General features: G+C 50.9%; 8 protein-coding genes and 1 pseudogene. 6 read left to right on the top strand and 3 right to left on the bottom strand.

The window, feature by feature from the left end; genetic code table 11:
• The first annotated feature begins 1,596 nt into the window (after window positions 1-1,596).
• A complete protein-coding gene (locus tag MXE39_RS03175; protein ID WP_246978271.1) occupies window positions 1,597-2,562 on the top strand; it encodes an OmpA family protein in 966 nt (321 codons plus the stop codon).
• Between the two features lie 660 nt (window positions 2,563-3,222).
• Window positions 3,223-4,920: a tetratricopeptide repeat protein gene (locus MXE39_RS03170; protein WP_246978272.1), complete on the top strand. Its 1,698-nt coding sequence runs from the start codon at window positions 3,223-3,225 to the stop codon at window positions 4,918-4,920.
• Between the two features lie 570 nt (window positions 4,921-5,490).
• Here the strand turns inward: MXE39_RS03170 and MXE39_RS03165 are convergent.
• Both MXE39_RS03165 and MXE39_RS03160 read right to left on the bottom strand, forming a co-directional pair.
• The gene (locus MXE39_RS03165; protein WP_246978301.1) at window positions 5,491-6,597 is read right to left on the bottom strand and encodes a beta-N-acetylglucosaminidase domain-containing protein; all 1,107 of its coding nucleotides are present in this window, start codon (window positions 6,595-6,597) and stop codon (window positions 5,491-5,493) included.
• A gap of 871 nt (window positions 6,598-7,468) precedes the next feature.
• Window positions 7,469-7,807: a hypothetical protein gene (locus tag MXE39_RS03160; protein WP_247073773.1), complete on the bottom strand. Its 339-nt coding sequence runs from the start codon at window positions 7,805-7,807 to the stop codon at window positions 7,469-7,471.
• A gap of 882 nt (window positions 7,808-8,689) precedes the next feature.
• On the opposite strand from MXE39_RS03160, the gene tig reads away from it, so the two are divergent.
• From tig to lon, 4 genes and pseudogenes are all read left to right on the top strand, one after another.
• Window positions 8,690-10,087, top strand: coding sequence for a trigger factor (gene tig, locus MXE39_RS03155; protein ID WP_246978274.1), 1,398 nt, complete (start codon window positions 8,690-8,692; stop codon window positions 10,085-10,087).
• A gap of 884 nt (window positions 10,088-10,971) precedes the next feature.
• Window positions 10,972-11,583: pseudogene (gene clpP, locus MXE39_RS03150) on the top strand (ATP-dependent Clp endopeptidase proteolytic subunit ClpP); the annotation flags it as partial.
• Window positions 11,584-12,302: 719 nt separating this feature from the next.
• Window positions 12,303-13,595 (top strand): ATP-dependent Clp protease ATP-binding subunit ClpX, encoded by a 1,293-nt coding sequence (gene clpX, locus MXE39_RS03145; RefSeq protein ID WP_246978275.1) that lies wholly within the window; start codon window positions 12,303-12,305, stop codon window positions 13,593-13,595.
• 515 nt (window positions 13,596-14,110) lie between these two features.
• On the top strand, window positions 14,111-17,059 hold the full coding sequence (gene lon, locus MXE39_RS03140) for an endopeptidase La (RefSeq protein WP_246978276.1): 2,949 nt from the start codon (window positions 14,111-14,113) through the stop codon (window positions 17,057-17,059).
• A 374-nt stretch (window positions 17,060-17,433) separates the two neighbouring features.
• Here the strand turns inward: lon and MXE39_RS03135 are convergent, their stop codons facing one another.
• Window positions 17,434-17,985 carry a hypothetical protein gene (locus MXE39_RS03135; protein WP_246978277.1) on the bottom strand — a complete coding sequence of 184 codons (552 nt, stop codon included), beginning with the start codon at window positions 17,983-17,985 and terminating at the stop codon, window positions 17,434-17,436.
• Between the last annotated feature and the right edge of the window lie 197 nt (window positions 17,986-18,182).

The raw sequence follows: 18,182 nt of genomic DNA, 5'->3' as shown, positions 1-18,182 counted from the left end.
AAATCAGAAAAACAACAACACTTGTATGTTAGAGATGATGTTGTTTGCGAATTTGCCACAAACCGTTATCACTTTTGGGGATTTGGTCATATAATATGCGAACGTTTTTCGTTTGTGTTGCCACGTCTCTATAGCAGTGGCAACGGTTTTAAACGAAAACACCAGATTGTAGTTTCCTCCTGCCTCCTATTCATAGGGGCAGATAGAGCAGGCAGATAACATTTGCGCCATCTCAGCTGAAAATCACACACCACTGATTTGTGAGCAGATCAGTGTCTAAGGAGTAGCGGTATCAGTCCGCATATTTATCAGCAGAGCTTTTGGGCACTTTTCACCTTACTTAAGGTGGCTTCAACGAAAAACAAAGTAATCATCAATGTAAGGCATACAATGAAGTGATATACCTCGTCACTTCATTACCTTGAGCAGCATTGTTTTGAGGATAAAGTCCTTTATCTGCAGCCTGCTCATTACCTTATCTGTATGCAGGTGCTTCAGTGTTCTGCCGCTGAACGTGCCACCTCAAGGCAATATCATGGATCCTTCCGGCCTGTAAATTCATGTTGCAGGTCTGCTTCCCACAGCAAGTCTGTATTTCCATTCTTCCCTCGTGCTTAAAAAACAGCCTGTTTATGCCGTCAGATAACACCGTCCCCTGTTAAATTTAACAAATAGTTTTATTTTACAATACGGTAAAACCAGTATTATTAACTCTGTCCAGGCATTGTGTCTTATTCTTTTATATAGACTTGTAAATCTATAAGCTTCCTGTGGCTGAGCCCGTCATAATATTGCAGATGCATCAATCCTGTACAAAGCTGTATTCAGTGCTGAATCTGGCTGTGTTACGCGATGCTGCAACAGGACAGGTTCAGGCAGGTCCAGGTCAGCTCTGGTCGTGTATTGTTTCAGCTGCTTTTGGCGGCATAAGGCTCTTTTCGGGAATGATTCATAGTACTTCCCGGATGAGCCTCTGGATGAACAGGTGGTTTTGGCTGACATAGTTGCTGGAACCTGCAGCGTCTTTTACACAACTTTTGTGGCAATGAGCCCATTGCTGCAATCTTTCAGGTGCGCAGCATGGCGGGTGCTGGTATTATTGCGTTGCTCTTAACTGTCTCCTGAAAGCAGGGCAAAGATAATTGCACTGTCAGTTAATGCCATACCCTTTACCTGTGCATTTGATGTAATTCTGGCTGAAAATTTGCATCATATGACAAGGGTCAAGGGAGTCAAAATCCTAACTGTCTCCGGTACAAACAGCCGGGATTAAGATGCTATAAGCACCGTAATTTATGGTGATCTGACGGCCTGACAAGATTAAGAATTACTATTTGCTCCGTTTAGGCTCACTGTTCTTGAAGTCAGTCACAGCCATACGGATCCGGTCTGCAGCTGGTGCTGCAGGGCGCTATAATATACGTGCTTTACCGGGCACATTTCCGGTAGCAGCCTGAGATGTCAGCTGAATAAAAGCAGCTGGCGCCGCCTATATAAAGCATTCAGTCTGCCTGTTTCATGTCGTTTACATGCAGGCCGGAACGGCCATGGTAAAACAACCATGCCGTTATCAGGAAAAATGGAGAGATATCAGATATGCGTAAAGCTGGTTTATTGGGCATGGGCCTGGCTGCCGTTGCAGCAGCTGCACTTTTTGCCATGCCTGTGCAGGCCCAGGTGCGCTATGAGGCAAGTCTGAGCGATACCACAGCCAAGGACTGGTCATCAAAGTCCTCCAGGATTGCCTGCATTCTCTCTTCTCACATTAAGGGATATGGACGTGCCGACTTTACTTTGCTGTCTGGTGCACAGCGCCGTCTGAGCCTTGAGATTTTCCCTTCAGTTGATGTCAACTCCAAGAGCCTGATGCGTATCATCTCAGCTCCACCAGAGTGGCGTCCACAGGGTATTGAGACTGATATCGGTCAGATTCAGCTCTATCGCGGCTTCGATCCTTTCATTGGTGACTCCGTATCATGGGCTGTATTACGTGCATTGCATAACGGTAATCGTGTGCTCTTCCCATATGTAAGTGAGCACCCTAACTATGCTGAAAGTATTGTTCCTGTATTAAGCCCTATGGGCTTCTCCGCTCCATACAAGGAGTTCGTTGACTGCTCAGCACAGCTGCTGCCATTTGGCTTTAGCGATGTAGGCCTGGTTGCTCTGATGTTCTACGAGACAGAAAACCGTATGACTCCATCATCTGATGCCCGCTTAAGACAGCAGATCGAGTACGCCAAGATCGATAACTCCATTAATAAGATCATCATTTCATCCTTCGGTTCTGGTCATGTTGACAATCTGGACAATATCGAGCTGGCCAAGCGTCGTGCTGAGACTATTTCCAAGGTATTCACCGATGCCGGTATCAAGAAGGATATTATTGAAATTCGTACCTACGGTGATGAGCAGCTGGCCACAACAGGTTATACCATGACAGACCGTCAGCAGTCATCCAAGGCCATTGTTGAGCTCCAGCGCGATCCATTCAAGGTTGACCGCCGTCAGGAGGTGGACATGCCTGATGTAGGTGTACCAGATTCATGGGAGCAGCAGTAATCTGACTCCCCAAGAGGCCGCAGGTGTATTACTGCAGGCTCCTTTAAGCCGGTCATAAACATACATACTCAATCTCAGGTATGTGGCCGGTCACCGGGTGCAAAGCATAAGTCCGGTACGGTGGTGCCTGCAATGCAGGCCTCTAGGACAGCAGTGATCCTGGCCCTTAGCGTGAGCCTGGGCGCTGCTGTTTTGTTTTTCAGCCTCTGCATCTCTACGCTGGCAGAGTCGCAGCTGCCGCAGACCTGCTCAGGTCTGCTCATTTATAAAGTGCCTTTATAAAAAGTGCCTTTCGCAGGCTTTCGGGTGTGCATCAGTGCATGCCGATCGTATGCAGTATGCTGTCTGCATCGTAGATGCCTGCTGCAAACAACTTGTTGTCAAATATGAGCGCTTGCTGACTTCAGTCCCAATGTTGTCTGCCAGCGTTTTACCAGCCAGAAAGTAGAGATGTATGAGCTCAGGAGAGCTTTCACAGCACAGCCATGTAAGCTGTGCAGTTACACGGCATAAGGTGTCCTGCAGCAGCCGGACCTGTGTCAGCTGTGTTGTCAGTAAAGCTGTATATGGCCAGACCTGATAAGCAGTGCGTGTGCAAGAGGTGCGGCTTTCCTGTCTGAGCAGATCAGGATTTTTTTGCAGAAGAAAGAGTAGTTGCTTATGGCTAACATGTTAAAAAAGATTAAGGAAATGGAGAGGCGCGAGCAAAACCGCAATCGTCAGCGTCTGACGATGGTTGCTATGGGCTTCCTGTTTTTCAGTGCTATCTTTTTCGGCGCAATATGGGCTTACATCATGACGGCAGAAAATGCCCGTCAGGAGTTATGTGAGCAGGGCATCAAGTCCATGTCTTACTCGGACTTTGCCAGGGCCCGTGCTTACTTTGAAGAGGCTGATGCCTCTGATGAGCCTTATGCCGCAGAATTTTTAGCATGGCTTAATATCAGCTCAGGCGACTATAAGGCAGCAGCAGCTGCTGCTGAGCGTGCAGTACAGTTCAGACGTCATTCTGCATATGAGGTTCTGGGCAACCTGGCTCTGATTGGTTTTGGTAAGGCTCAGGGCACTGCAGCAGCCATTTCCTACTTTGAGCAGGGTGCTATCCGCATTGCCAATGATGAGGCAGCTCAGATTAAGGCTGGCACCATGGTTACCGACAACTGGTACGATGGTGATCCTATGAACATGCAGCCTGCCGACATTCGCAAGCGTGCCTCTCAGCTTTTCTCCGCCATGATTCATCGCGCTCTGCCTGTTATTGAAAACAATGAAGAGTTTGTTGATTTCGTACTGAGAGCAAATCAGAAAGGCGCAGATAATCTTGAGCTCATCCTTGGTGACATGTTCTTTGTCGGTAACAAACGTCTGGCATCCAATGCAGAATCGGCTGTAAAGAACTGGCAGGCTGCCATGGACAAGGGTGATGAGAATGCCCTGACCCGTCTTGCCGGTGCCAACTGGCATGGTTATGCCCTCAAGCGTGATCCTCAGACCGCCTTTGATCTGTACTCCAATGCCGCCGGAAAGAACAATCCTGTGGCTCTTTATGCTCTTGGCCTTATTGCCCTGCGCAGCAACTCAACCAATAACAGCAATGTAGCGGTAAAGTTCTTCAGCAGCGCAGCTGCTAACGGTTATGGACCAGCCAGTACTGCTTTAGGTGTTTTTGCCTTTACTGAGACCAGAGCAGCCGGTTCTCTGGGCACTGCAGCTCAGTGGCTGCGAATCGCCGCCCAGGAACAGCAGGATCTGGCAGGCCGCGTAATGTATGACCTGATGCTTATGTCCGGTAAGGGTGTAGGCAAGAACTTCTCACGGGGCTTTGATGATATGCTTCAGGTAGCTGAGGTATACCGCCCGGCACAGGACATTATCGATTTGCTGCAGAAGAGAATTCCAGCCGAGCAGATTCTGAGTCAGGTTATGATCCTTGCAAACCAGGTCCTGCGTGGACGTGTAGCCTACATGGAAGGTGATCCTGTTTTCGAACTTGAAATTCTGGATCCTACTACCAAGGAGCCAATGTACCGTCCATTTACTTACTACAAGTCAGTAACCACTCTGAGCAAGTCATTTACCGATCATTTCGGTCCTCTGAACTTCACCCGTGTTACCGACTTTAACAAGGTAGACATCGACGGCAAGCATCTGCTCCATCCTTCTCTGGCCCGAGTAATTATTCAGTGCGCTCCGTCAACTGGTGTAACCGGCGGTTTCGGTGGTGACCCACGTATGCCACGACCAGAGCCACCTAAGGTTCCTTCTGTTTATAACATTGGCGACTTTGTACCACCTGTAGCTCTGGTCGAGTCACGTCCTTTACGTGACGACCATGGTCTGTTTACCCGAGTCATGTAATTTAAAAGCACAGCCTCATAACAAGGCTCAAATACATACTCAATAAAACTTCGAGGCCCGCCAGCGACCTGTTTAAATCAGGAAGCTGACGGGCCTCTTTTTTTCTCAGCTATCCAGATCAGGAAAGCAGCTCTCAGGTAAAATACTCTATAAAACGTTTTACAGATAAACATCAGTTCTGGCACAGTATCCATTGCAACTAAGTAAGTAAGTAAGTAAGTAAGTAAGATAAAATACTTTATAAAGTATAATCTGTCATCATGTACTTATGTTGTTCAGGCAGCAGTGTCAGTTGTTATGGATCTTAAATGGATCTAAGCAGGGGCATAACGATCAGCTATGAGTAACAGGCAGAGTGCCGTGGCAGCTGGTGCTGGAGCTGGAACTGGCGCTGGGGCAGGTCAGCAGCGGCCTGGGTGCCAGGAGTTAGCGCTCATAAACAAAAAGCCAGCTCTGTTTTGCAGAGCTGGCTTTATTGAACAGGCCTGGCCTAGTAGTGCGGCGCCATGGCTGTGCCCTATTGGACGTGCATAGTCATGGCTGTGCCCTATAGGCTGTTCAGGACTGAGGTCAGTCGTCAGTGTCGGCCTGAGTAATAACGTGAGTTCCGCTGACAATCGCCTGATCAAAGCGCTGAGAACCACGGATAAAGTCGGCAAGTTCTTTAAGGGCAGGCTTGTCGTTCATCTCAGAAAACTCAAGGAAGCGGGCCTTGTCCTGATCGCTCATTTTGTGCAGTCCAGTACGGGTCAGCAGGTTGAAGTTGTCATACTTGAGAATCATGGCAAAGGCTGAGCCAAAGAGCTCGCGGGCCTGATTGAGGTGGGCTGTATTGATCTCCTCGGTGCTCTTGCCCTGGTAGATAAGAGGCAGAGTAATCTCAGCAAGGGTGGACAGCATAGGCTGAACCATAGGGTTTACGGCATGTCCGGTTACATGAGGGGCAAGTCCGGTACGGCCGTGGAACTTGTTGAGATAGAGGTAATGGCAGATACGTTTGCCATCGTTAACCGGGTAGTTGTCCCAGATAAATGGCTTTCTGCCGAGTAAGCGGGTTACCTTTTCAAGATGCTCAGGGGTAATGTCTTCAGAAAGCACCATAGGTCCGGTCCAGAAGACCTCAACGCGTTGTGGCAGATCTTTCATGAGCTCATCGAAGTAATGCTCAGGGCGGGCACCGAAAATCTTGTCGAGCACAGGATCGTCAGTATAGTAGGAAGGGCAGATGATAAAGTGCTTTACATGCTCAGGCAGGTGCTTTTCCACTTCAGCGATAATGGCATTCTGAACGGCGCCTACATGTTCAGAGTCCTTAAACATGTCATCAAAGAGCAGACAGAAGATTTCACACTGGGAAATTCGGCACAGAGAGCTTACGCGCTCAAGCAGCTTTGCTTTGTCTTCACCCCATGTTGATGTCAGATTCAGCGGTGACAGAGCTACGCCAAAGTCCAGTCCTGCCTTGTGGGCGTCAGCTGCAAAGGAGGAGAGACTGGTTTCGTATTCTCCTGTGATTTCATTGCGCCAGTCATCTCGCAGCTGCAGATCAGCCTTGGGAGCATATATGTAGAATGAGTAACCACTCTTCTTTGCAAAATCGTAAAGGTATCTACGCTCATCATCACTGTATGGGCGGCCGTAGAAGCCCTCGATAATTCCCAGATATGTACTGTCCATCACAGATTAAACTCCATCCTAAAAGCTAACCCTCGAGCCCTTTGAGGCCCACCTCTGATACATATTTCCAGCAAAGATCATTGCAGGAAAACTCATCTTATGACTGCAGACGCAGCAGGAAATCATTGTGTCGACATATGCACAGTTACAGGTGCTGCAGTGTTCTGCCATGGCGTTACCGTCTATATGACAGAGTGCTGTTAAGGCGTTACCGCCGGTATGGCAGTGTGCTGTTAAGGCATTACCGCCGGTAGGGCAGTGCGCTGTTAAGGCGTAACAACCGGTATGGCAGTGCGCTGCTGAGGCGTTACCACCGGTAGGGCAGTGCGCTGTTAAGGCGTTACCGCCGGCATGGCAGTGCGCTGTTAAGGCGTAACCACCGGTATGGCAGTGCGCTGCTGAGGCACATTTTGCCAGTCTGGCAGATCTGCCTTGACAGCCGTGCTGGGCACCGTCTGCTGCCGGGCATTGGTTGCATTATTACTGGTTGTTATCTTGACCCGTTGTTCCGGACCTGTGGTAATAATGCTCCGGTATGAGGTGTTGTTGCCGGTGAGTGCTCTGCTCTGGCATGTCTGAGCAAAGGCAGACATGTTAAGGCGGCCCACTGAAACAGGGTTTTGCGCGGTTTCAATGTCCAGGCAGGCGTATCAGATGCTAATTTTTTTCATGGTCATTTTGTTATGGCACCGTGCAATTGTCAATCGCTAACAGGTACAAGCATGAGCCACTGCACAATGTCTTCTGGCTGTGCCCTCATGTAAGGCACCGATCATCAGCATGTTATGGAATATCACTTGTGGGTCCGACACGCAAAACATTAAAGGCGTGCTCTACCATCATGTGGGCCCGTCATGGATCCTTATAACTACTATGCCATGGCACCGCCACTGGCCTCAGCATTCCCTCCCTTTTTATCCGCGCGCCAGATACTGGCGTATCTGCACATCAGGATCCTTTTTTCGGCATTTAATCCATGAGCATTGTTATGGCTTTGTATGCCGCGAGCATAGTGCAGGCGTTCGAACGGTAAGTGTCTCTCTGTCTTATGGTCAGGAGGTTGTGCCATATCATGCATATCCATATGCAGCTCCATATGCATGGGTATGGGGCCATTACGACCTTTCAGGCCGACTTTGTGCCCCTCAGGACCATTCTGGCCGGTCATGACATTCAAGGCGTGTTGTGGACTCATATGGGCATCTGGCATGGGGACAGAGCTCGCTCATAAAGTGCTTATGAGGGCTGTATGTGCCATTATTGACCGGGCCGGGCCGCAGATTGCGGTGCTGTATTTTGATGGGCGGGCTAAGGCACTGTTGTTCTGGGGGTGTCATGGCTGGGCAGATTATGGCAGGACTGTTCGATTGTGGCAGGGCTGGGCTGGGCAGGGCGGGGCACGTAAAATCTGACGGCATATGGTGCCGGGAAACGGCGCGCAAGGGAGGTATGGGGCTGCTTTATGAGGTGCAGGTCAGCTGCTGACAAATAAGGGGGTGATGCTGTGCAGTATGGGATTCAGGCATCAGGTGTCAGGGGCCTTTTGTATGTTATATGTGGCTTTTGGCTGGCTATACTATTATAATCTGTTGGTTTTATGGCCTGGCAATGCCAGCTTAAAAATAAGACGTTCACTCAGCATTGTGCTGGGAACTTGGTGCACCAAGTGGCAGTTTTTTGGGCAAAACAGCATTTTTTCAGTTAAACACTTTAAATATGCCTGGTCCAGCCCCATATAAACTATGGTTAGCCCAGTCTGACAGTACTCTTTTCAGGGAGTGGCTGTGTCAGAAGTACTTAATCTGTTTGACTGTATGGCACTTTTAGGCCTTATGGCGTGACAGTGATGTCAAATCTTACAGATAAGGGCAAGAACTGCGACTTGGTGCGGCAAGTGGTCTTATGACCAGTTTGCAATTGCATAAAACCGGCTCACACCATAACCACGAGGCAGTGAGTCTGTCACCAGGACCATACGGAATTAGCTGCATGATGCCTCATGCTTTTTAAGCTTAAATCCGTACAATAAGTCCCCGTCAGCTATGACCGGGTAATGAACATAATTCTGCACTCTTAATTTTGAGGTTTAACAATGCAGGTTACAATCGAGAATTTATCCTCTATTGAAGTTAAGGCTTCTGTTGTAGTCCCAGGTGAGAAGACCAAGGCAGCTTTTGATAAGGCCTTCAAGGAAGTTTCCTCCAAGGCCCGCTTCGACGGTTTCCGTAAGGGCAAGGTACCAAGAGATACCATTCTGTCCATGTACGGTCAGACAATCGTTTCAAAGACCGTTGACCAGCTGATCAATGATGGTATTTATTCTGTCTATAACCAGTTAGGCCGTCGTGTTGTCTCTGATCAGACCCCACGCCTGAGCTTTACAAACAAGGCCTTCAAGCAGGGCGAAGATTTTACTTTCGAGGTTTGCCTTGATGTTATCCCTGCTTTCGATGACTATGATTACAAGAGTGTAAATGTCGATTTCTACAATGTTAACGTTGAAGAGTCTGATATTGATACCGTAGTTGAGCAGCTGCGCAAGCAGCAGTCCAGACTGGAAGTTGTTGATGGTGCCGAGATTGCTGAAGGTACTGTTGCCAACATTGACTTCCTGGGCAAGAAGGACGGTGTTCCATTTGCCGGTGGCGATGCCAAGGGCTTCAACCTCGACATCGACAATGCTCAGATGATCCCTGGCTTTGTTGAGCAGATTAAGGGTCACAAGGCTGGTGAGGAGTTTGTTATCAACTGCAAGTTCCCTGAGGACTATCATGCAGCTGAGCTGGCTGGTGCTGATGCCACCTTTGATATCAAGGTCAACACTGTTTCTGCCCGCAAGCTTCCAGAAATCAATGATGACTTCCTTAAGGCCTACGGCTTTGAGGGCAAGAGCGTAGAAGAGTTCCGCAAGAACCTGCGCCAGAACCTCGAGCACCAGGCTGAAGGCCGTACTGTTCACTTCAATGTAAAGAACGCCCTGAAAGCCATTATTGACGTGCACGGTGAGTTTGAAATTCCTGAGTCCATGATCACTGAGCTTGCTAACCGTCTTGTCAAGTCTCAGTTTGGCAATCAGTTTGACTCCAAGCCTGATGTCAAGGAGAAGTTTGTAGAGTCCTACAAGATCTTGGCTGTTGATGAGGCTCGTGAGCAGTGCGTATTGCGCGACCTTATGGAGAAGGGCAAGCTCGATATCAATGTGACCGATGACGATGTTCAGGCTGTAATCAACAAGATGGCCAGCGACTACGAGGATCCTGAGGAGTTCAAGAAGGAAGCCCGCAAGAACGAGAAGATGCACTCCAATATGGCAAGCATTGCCGGTGAGAAGAAGCTTGAGACCAAGCTGAGCGAGCTGTTAAACGTTAACAACGTAACCAGGAACTTCAGCGACTTCCAGAAGATGCTTATCGAGTCTGAGCAGGCTGAGCAGGAAAAGATGAATGAGCGCATGCTTAAGTTTGTCCAAAATAACAAGAAGGAAGACTAATTCAGGCCCATGCAGTATCACTCTGCTTTAATCCTGATACCTGAATGAACAGACCCGGCATTGCCGTAAGGCTAAATCAGCTGGTAATTTCACAGGCACAGTCTTGCGTAACAGGTCCGTTACGCCACGGGTTAATATCCCGTCCATAATACTTTCAAAGGCTGTCACGCTTTCCGGCGCGACGGCCTTTATGTTTTGTGACCACTCAATTTGCAACCCTGGCCTGCCTCCACTCATCTCCCGGCCGTAATGGCAGCAGGCAGCAGCCTGGCATGCCATCGGCCGCAAACCGGCAGTCTGCCGTCTGGCATGCCATCGGCCGCAAACTGGTTGCCGCTGCATGCATGCCGTTGCCGTGCGTTCGCGCCTTGGAGATTGATGTGCAGAATGCGTCCCGATATGCTCTGTTGCGTTGCCTGGTAACAGTGGCTTACCGGGCTCAGGCAGGCTGTGGGCACGTGACGATCGGGGTGCTTTGCCATACAGGGCTTGTGGGGACAGGGGCTTGCATGGCATGCATGGTGCCCTGGGGACACTTTATTGCCAGTGCGGGTACGCCTGTTTGCTATGCCGCTACTGTTTCCTGCAAACCTTGCCTTAAATAAGCTATAATCTCTATCTTGCAGTCCATGCGACTGCACCGGCATCATCATTAAGTGCCGGTGGTATATTGGAGTATCAGCAGTAAGCTGTGTGCTCCTGCAAGGCACAGACGGCAGGACCGTCTTTGTAAAATGCACATGATGACGGAGATCTCCTTTGTTATGTGCCAGTATCCACAGTCTGCAATCTGTGGTCGTGCATGCAGGAGTTGCGCTGTGTTCTGCGCTGCCGGTTCAGACCGTCAGTTTATTTTTCGGGTAATTTTGGGAGTTGAGCGCTTCATGTCCGGTATAGACCTGCAAACAAGAATGTCCAGTCTCGTTCCGATGGTAATTGAGCAAACGGGACGCGGCGAGCGTTCTTTTGATATCTACTCGCGCATGCTGAAGGATCGCGTGATCTTTTTAACCGGCGAAGTACAGGATCACATGGCTGATCTCATCATTGCTCAGCTGCTCTTCCTCGAATCCGATGATCCAAACAAGGATATCTACCTTTATATCAACAGCCCGGGCGGCGTAGTAACCGCCGGTATGGCCATTTACGACACCATGCAGTACATCAAGCCTGATGTCTGCACTCTGTGTATCGGTCAGGCCTGCTCCATGGGTTCTTTCCTGCTGGCCGGTGGCGCCAAAGGCAAGCGTATTGCTCTGCCCCACTCACGCATCATGATTCACCAGCCGCTGGGCGGCTTTAAGGGTCAGGCCACTGACATCATGATTCATGCCCGTGAGACCGAGCGTATCAAGCAGACTCTTACTTCCATTCTGGCCGAGAACACTGGTCAGCCACTGGACAAGGTCATGGCTGACTGTGAGCGTGACAACTTCATGTCCGCAGAGGAGGCTCTGGCCTACGGTCTTATTGACCGTGTTATTACCCGTCGTGGTGAAGAGGGGACCGAGCGTAAGGATCCTCCTCCATCAGGTCCATCAGGCCGTTCCGGCAAGAAGTCCGGTGGCGATCCTGAGGGCGACGGCCCAGGCCCTGCAGGTCCTGGCGGTGGTGGCAGTGGCAGCGGCCGCAAGGGTCGTTCCCGCTCCTCAACAAAGATGTCAGCTCCAATGGCCCAGATTTTCAACTCTCTGGTCAATGCCGCACCAGCTGCAGGTCAGAGCGGTGCTGAGGCATCATCAGACAGCACTGTTAACAGTGCCGCACCAGAGAGCGTTGTAAACAGCGCTGAGGGTCCACTGACCATTGAGCCTGCTGCAGGTGTACAGATGCAGGATAACCCATCTGCCAATATGAGTGCCGCTGCCGCAATTCTGGCAGGCAACATGGGTAATGCTGCTGCACTTATGCCAACAACTCCAGGCGGTGCCATGGGCGTGCAGGGTGCCATTGCATCTGGCATGTCATCCGTTCCTTTTGCCGCTGCCCTGAGCAGTGGTTCTGGCGCAGAGAATGCGCTGATGTCAGCATCCGGATCTCTGACCAGTGTCATGCAGGCTTTCCTGCAAAATGCAGCACTGCATCAGGGTATTGCCGGAACTGCCTCCCTTGATGCTCAGAGCGCTGCCGCCTCAGGTGCAGCCGCCGCAGCTGGTGCTGCCGCAAATAAAGGCGTAACTGGCGGTCAGGGACAGAAATAAGGATAGAGCAGTTTATGTCAACCAAGAAAAAGAATTTCTGTGCTTTCTGCGGTGAGTCTGCTACAGATACACGCTCACTGATTCAGTCCTCTTCCGGCTACTGCATCTGTACCGAATGTATCACCCGCTGCTACGAGATTATCAAGCGCAAGAACAAGACCAGCGCCAATCCTGTCCCTGGCGATCCTGGCTATATCGATCTGGACAATATTCCAACTCCACACGATATTGCCGCTCACCTTGACCAGTATGTTATCGGTCAGGAAGATGCCAAGAAGGTTCTGGCTGTAGCCGTTTACAATCACTACAAGCGTCTGCTGCAGACTGAAAGTGAGACCGATGTTGAGCTGGGCAAATCAAACATTCTGATGATTGGTCCTACCGGCTCAGGCAAGACTCTGCTGGTACAGTCTCTGGCCCGCTATCTTAACGTTCCTTTTGCCATGTCTGATGCCACTACTCTGACCGAAGCCGGCTATGTAGGTGAAGACGTGGAGAACGTTATCGTACGTCTGCTCAACTCATGCGACGGCAACGTTCAGAAGGCTCAGAAGGGCATTATCTACATCGACGAAATCGACAAGATTGCCCGCAAGAGTGAAAACCCATCAATTACCCGTGACGTATCAGGTGAGGGCGTACAGCAGGCTCTGCTCAAGCTTATCGAAGGTACCGTAGCTTCCGTTCCTCCAACTGGTGGCCGTAAGCACCCTAATCAGGCCATGATTGAAGTTGATACCTCTCAGATTCTCTTTATCTGTGGCGGTGCTTTTGACGGCCTTGAGAAGATTGTGGACAAGCGTCTGTCCAGCAACAGCGGCATTGGTTTTGGTGCTGACGTCAAGACCAAAGATGAGCAGATGAGCCTTACTGAAAAGTATCGCAAGGTCGAGCCTGATGATCTGGTCAAGTTCGGTATCATCCCTGAGTTCGTCGGCCGTCTGCCTGTTATTACCGCTCTTGAGGAGCTCAACCGTGAGCAGCTGGTACGTGTGCTTACCGAGCCAAAGAATGCCGTAATCAAGCAGTATCAGGCTATCTTCCGCTATGAGGGCGTTGAGCTTGAGTTTACTGACGAGGCTCTGGGTGCCATTGCCGACACCTCCATCGAGCGTCACACCGGTGCCCGTGGTCTGCGCTCAGTAGTAGAAAATCTCCTGCTCAATACCATGTATGACATTCCATCCGTGGACAATGTCAAAAAGGTTATTGTTGAGGAAGACACTGTCCGCAACGGTACCGAACCTGTTATTGTCAAAGACACTCCGGCAACAGGACGTCGCTCCCGCTCCAGCAGCCAGTCCTGATGCAGGTCATTCATAAGACAGGCCTGGCCCCTCAGCCCTGCCGGGCATGAGGGTTACAGGACCTGTCAAAATGAATTTGCAGCTGATTAATCTTATCCCTGTGCCCCGTATGGCGCTAAAACAGTTAAGATATGTTCTGGCCACCTTTCAGTGGTGAGGCCAGGCGGAAAACATGGGGGTTGCAGCGCCTGGTTTGCCCGACAATCCAGGCTTTTTTGTTCCTGGACACTCAGGTGCTTTTCAGCCAGTGCCTGTCGCATTGATCCAGCGCCTGTCGCGCCGGCCTGGCCTGGCGATCCAGTTTTGGACCGTCATGGCAGGTGTCTGGCGCACAGGCTGCAGCCCTGTGCAGGCCACGGCCATGCCCCGGGCATGACCTGGGCATGCTCATGGATCTGCCCCCAAACCTGGGATTTACGCTGCGGCCTTACAGCCGGCCCGGGGACAGCTGCATAATCAGAGAATACTCAATTAATCACAGTAACGGCATCTTAATGCCGGTATAAGAAGAGAAAATGGTAAAAGCTAAGACTGCCTCACAGGAAAAAAACTCCAGGGATACAGAGAAGGAGGTCAACAAGGCCTCTGAATCTGCTGTCAGTAAGACCAGCCGCTCCAGGAGCACTGCTTCTACCAGGAGTCAGGCCGCTTCCGGTAAGGAAGACACTTCCACACGCAGAGCTTCGACCTCAGGTTCCGGCTCAAAGGGCGGTGATGGTGCCTCTTCAGGCAAGCCAGTTGACGCTGTTGTAGTTGATGAAAGCGGTAACACCTATCCTCTGGTAATTCTGCGTTCCATCATCAGCCCTGGCGCCAATGTCTCTTTAATTGCCGGCCGTGACTCTACTGTAATGGCCATGTATGAGGCTCTGGACAAAAACAGCCGAGTGGCCGTATTTACCCAGACTACTGATACTGAACTGCGTCCTGAAAAGGAAGATTTAAGCCGTATTGGCGTACTGGCCACAGTGCTTGACGGTGACTTCAACGAAAAGGATCAGTTCCGTGCCACCATTCGCGGTGAAAAGCGTATCACCATCAAGCGCATCATTGATGATCCTACCGACAACGTCCGTCATGTTGAGGTTGAGATTCTCAAGATTCCTGAGATCGACGAGTTTGTCGAGAAGCGCTATATCAACGCTCTGCATGCAGCACTGGATTCAGCTCTGGAGCAGCAGACCAGTGGCGGCCGCTCCATTCTGGACAAGGGCACTCCAGCTGAGATGCTCAACAAGGCCCGTCGTCTGTCTTCACTGAGCGCCATGTGTGATGCTCTGGCTCAGATTCTCACCCTGTCCTATTTTGACAAGCGCTTTGTGCTCGATACCTTAAATCCGGTAGCCCGTGCCAAGTCCATCATCGCCTTCCTGAACAATTACAGCTACAAGGCTGAAACTGACAAGAAGATTGCCGAAGAAGCCCGCGCTGCCATGGACAAGACCCAGCGTGACTTCTATCTGCACGAGCAGCTCAAGGCAATCAAGCGTGAGCTCAACCTCAATGTTGATGACAGCTCCGATATTGACGAGTACCGCAACAAGGTAGAGGCTCTGGACGCTCCTTACGAGGTTATTGCCCGTCTTAAGAAGGAAATCAACCGTCTGGCCTCCATGTCACCAAATTCCGGGGAGAACTCCACTATCCGCAATTACATCGAGACCGTGCTCTCGATCCCATGGCGTACCCGTACTCCATTAAACCGCGATCTGGCCAAGGCCCGTGACATTCTTGAGCAGGACCACTATGGTCTTGACAAGGTCAAGGATCGTATCCTCGAGTTCCTGGCCGTACAGAGCCGCCGCGAGAACATTGATACTCACGGTCAGATTCTCTGTCTGATGGGCCCTCCAGGTATTGGTAAGACCTCTCTTGCCAACTCCATTGCCAAGGCTACCGGCCGTAAGTATGTACGTATTGCCCTTGGCGGTATGTACGATGAGTCTGAAATCCGTGGTCACCGTCGTACTTATGTGGGTGCCATGCCTGGCCGTATTATCCAGAGCATGATCAAGTGTGAGGTTAACAACCCTCTGTTCCTGCTTGACGAGATTGACAAGGTATCTACCAATACCTATCACGGCGACATTTCTGCTGCACTGCTGGAAGTTCTTGATCCTGAGCAGAACCGCAGCTTCAGCGACAACTATCTGGATCTGGAGTATGACCTGTCTCATACTCTGTTCATCGCTACTGCCAACAGCTATAACATTCCGCCAGCTCTGCGCGATCGTATGGAAATCATCGATCTCTCCAGCTACACAGCTGAGGAGAAGTTCCATATTGCCCGCGAGCATCTGCTGCCAAAGCAGATTGAAAAGAATGGTCTTACTGATGACGAGTTCGACATTTCTGATGCCGGCCTCAAGCAGCTCATCACCCACTACACTCTGGAAGCCGGTGTTCGTTCACTTGAGCGTATCATCGCCGAGCTGTGCCGCAAGACCGTCAAGGAGCTGATGATCAATCCTCCAAAGAAGCCTAAGAAGTCTGTTCTGGGCGTCAAGGAGATTGAGAAGATGATTGGCCCTAAGCGCTATGACTTCACCTCCAAGCTCAAGGAGAACCGTGTCGGCATCGTTAACGGTCTGTCCGTAAGCTCTGTTGGTGGCGACATGCTGCAGGTTGAGGTTATTGCCAATGAGGGTAAGGGCTCTCATGTACTGACCGGCCAGCTCGGTTCAGTAATGAAGGAGTCGGTATTTGCCGGTATCGCATGGATTCGTTCACACGCCCGTGCTTTCCGTCTGGCCCCTGATTTCTATCAGATGGTTGACCTTAACGTACACTTCCCTGAGGGCGCTATCCGCAAGGACGGTCCGTCAGCAGGCTGTGCTACCGTTACCTCAATCATTTCAGCTCTGACCGGCAATCCTGTACGTGCTGATGTGGCCATGACAGGTGAAATCACTCTGCGTGGTGATGTGCTCTCCATTGGCGGCCTTAAGGAGAAACTCCTTGCTGCCCTGCGTGGTGGCGTCAAGACTGTCTGCATTCCTTTTGATAACAAGAAGGATCTGTGGGACATGCCTGAGGTTGTGCTCAAGAGCCTGACCATCAAGCCGGTTAAGACCATAGATGAGGTTCTGGACATTGCTCTGGAGCACAAGCCTCATGAGTTTGAGCCTGACACCCTTGATGACTGGAAGCTCAGCTCCTACCTCAAGCGTGAAGAGCAGCGCCGTCGCAAGGAAGCTGCCGAAGAGCGCAAGATCTCCATGGAGATCAAGGACAGCTCTGAGACCTCCATCAAGGAGATTAAGAACTCTGATCCTGAGGCTGAGTCTGAGGACACTCCTCCAGCCCGTAAGGCTCCACGACGTCGCCGTCGTCAGGATGACGATGTCTCCGAGGAGAGCAGCAACAGGGACAGCAGAGGCGAGGAAGGCTCTGATGAGGTCAAACGCCGCGCTCCAAAGACCCGCCGTACCCGCCGTCAGCTCATAACCGAAACTGACGCCTGAAACGGCACCGGCCCCGACCGGCAGCTCCTGCCATGGTGCTCATGATTGCCATGAGCCACCATGGAAGTGGCCACCAGTCCTAGGCCATATCAGTGCTCAAAAAAAACACTCAGGCCCTGATTCTGCTGTAGCAGTTTCAGGGCCTGAGTGCTTATTGGTATCTGAATTTCGGCACAGCACAACGCAGCACAACACAATGCGGCACAACACAACGTGACACAACGCAGCGCAACACAACGCGGCACATGACTGTGCCGTGCCGCCCCGCCGTCACCTGCGGCCTGCTGCAATGCGGCTGTCCGGCAGGGAGGCAGGTCAGACGGGCAGCCTGGCCTCAGGCTGGCGTGCATGCGCCGTAGCCTGGCGCCAGAGCTCTATCCCATATAAGGAGGATTCTGAGCGTTGTCTGCCTCTTCTTCACGTTTGTTCTTGCGGTACTGCAGGAAGTATATTCCGCCCAGCAGGGCCAAAATCGCAGCTCCAATGCCCCACAGCCAGCGTACATGGTTCATGCGGGAGCTGATATAGGACTTTGCATCCATTTCAGGGCTTACAGTAATGTACTTGCGCTCGGCCGGTATGGACAGAACACGGCGCTGCACCGGCTTGCGTGCTCTTAGGACATCGGCACCTTCAGCGCGGGAGCCTACTTTCATTTTATAGCGCCACTGATTGCGGCCATTAGGGCGGTGATATACGTAGTAAACAGTTTTTGTTGCCTGAGAATGTCTGAGCCTGCCTGTAGCTGTATTGGCCTCGGAGTGAGGCAGAACGCGGTAGGGATGAAAAGCAAAAACGCCACGGTCAGTGTACTCTGAGGGATCCCTTATGGTTTTGGACTCCTGCCAGCCGGCTACAAAAAGGCCGATAGCCAGGATAAGCAACATAACCTGAAAAACAGTTTTGAATTTGGCAAAGAAAGACATGGTGTGACTTCCTGAATCATGACGGTGGCGGCCAAAAAGCGCGCTGTCATTAATTATGGCACCAGCCCCGGCAATTAACCGCGACTTCAGTCAGGTTTTGGCCAATTGCACAGCACCAGAACAGCCCAGCCCATCATCAGGGCACCCCAACCCATAACCAGGCCAGCCCATAACCAGAGCACCCAATCCCATAACCA

Source organism: Anaerobiospirillum sp. NML120511 (genome assembly GCF_023050955.1).
Taxonomy (GTDB): Bacteria; Pseudomonadota; Gammaproteobacteria; order Enterobacterales; family Succinivibrionaceae; genus Anaerobiospirillum.
The sequence above is the reverse complement of the archived record's forward strand: the minus strand, read 5'-3'. Positions and strand labels throughout refer to the sequence as shown.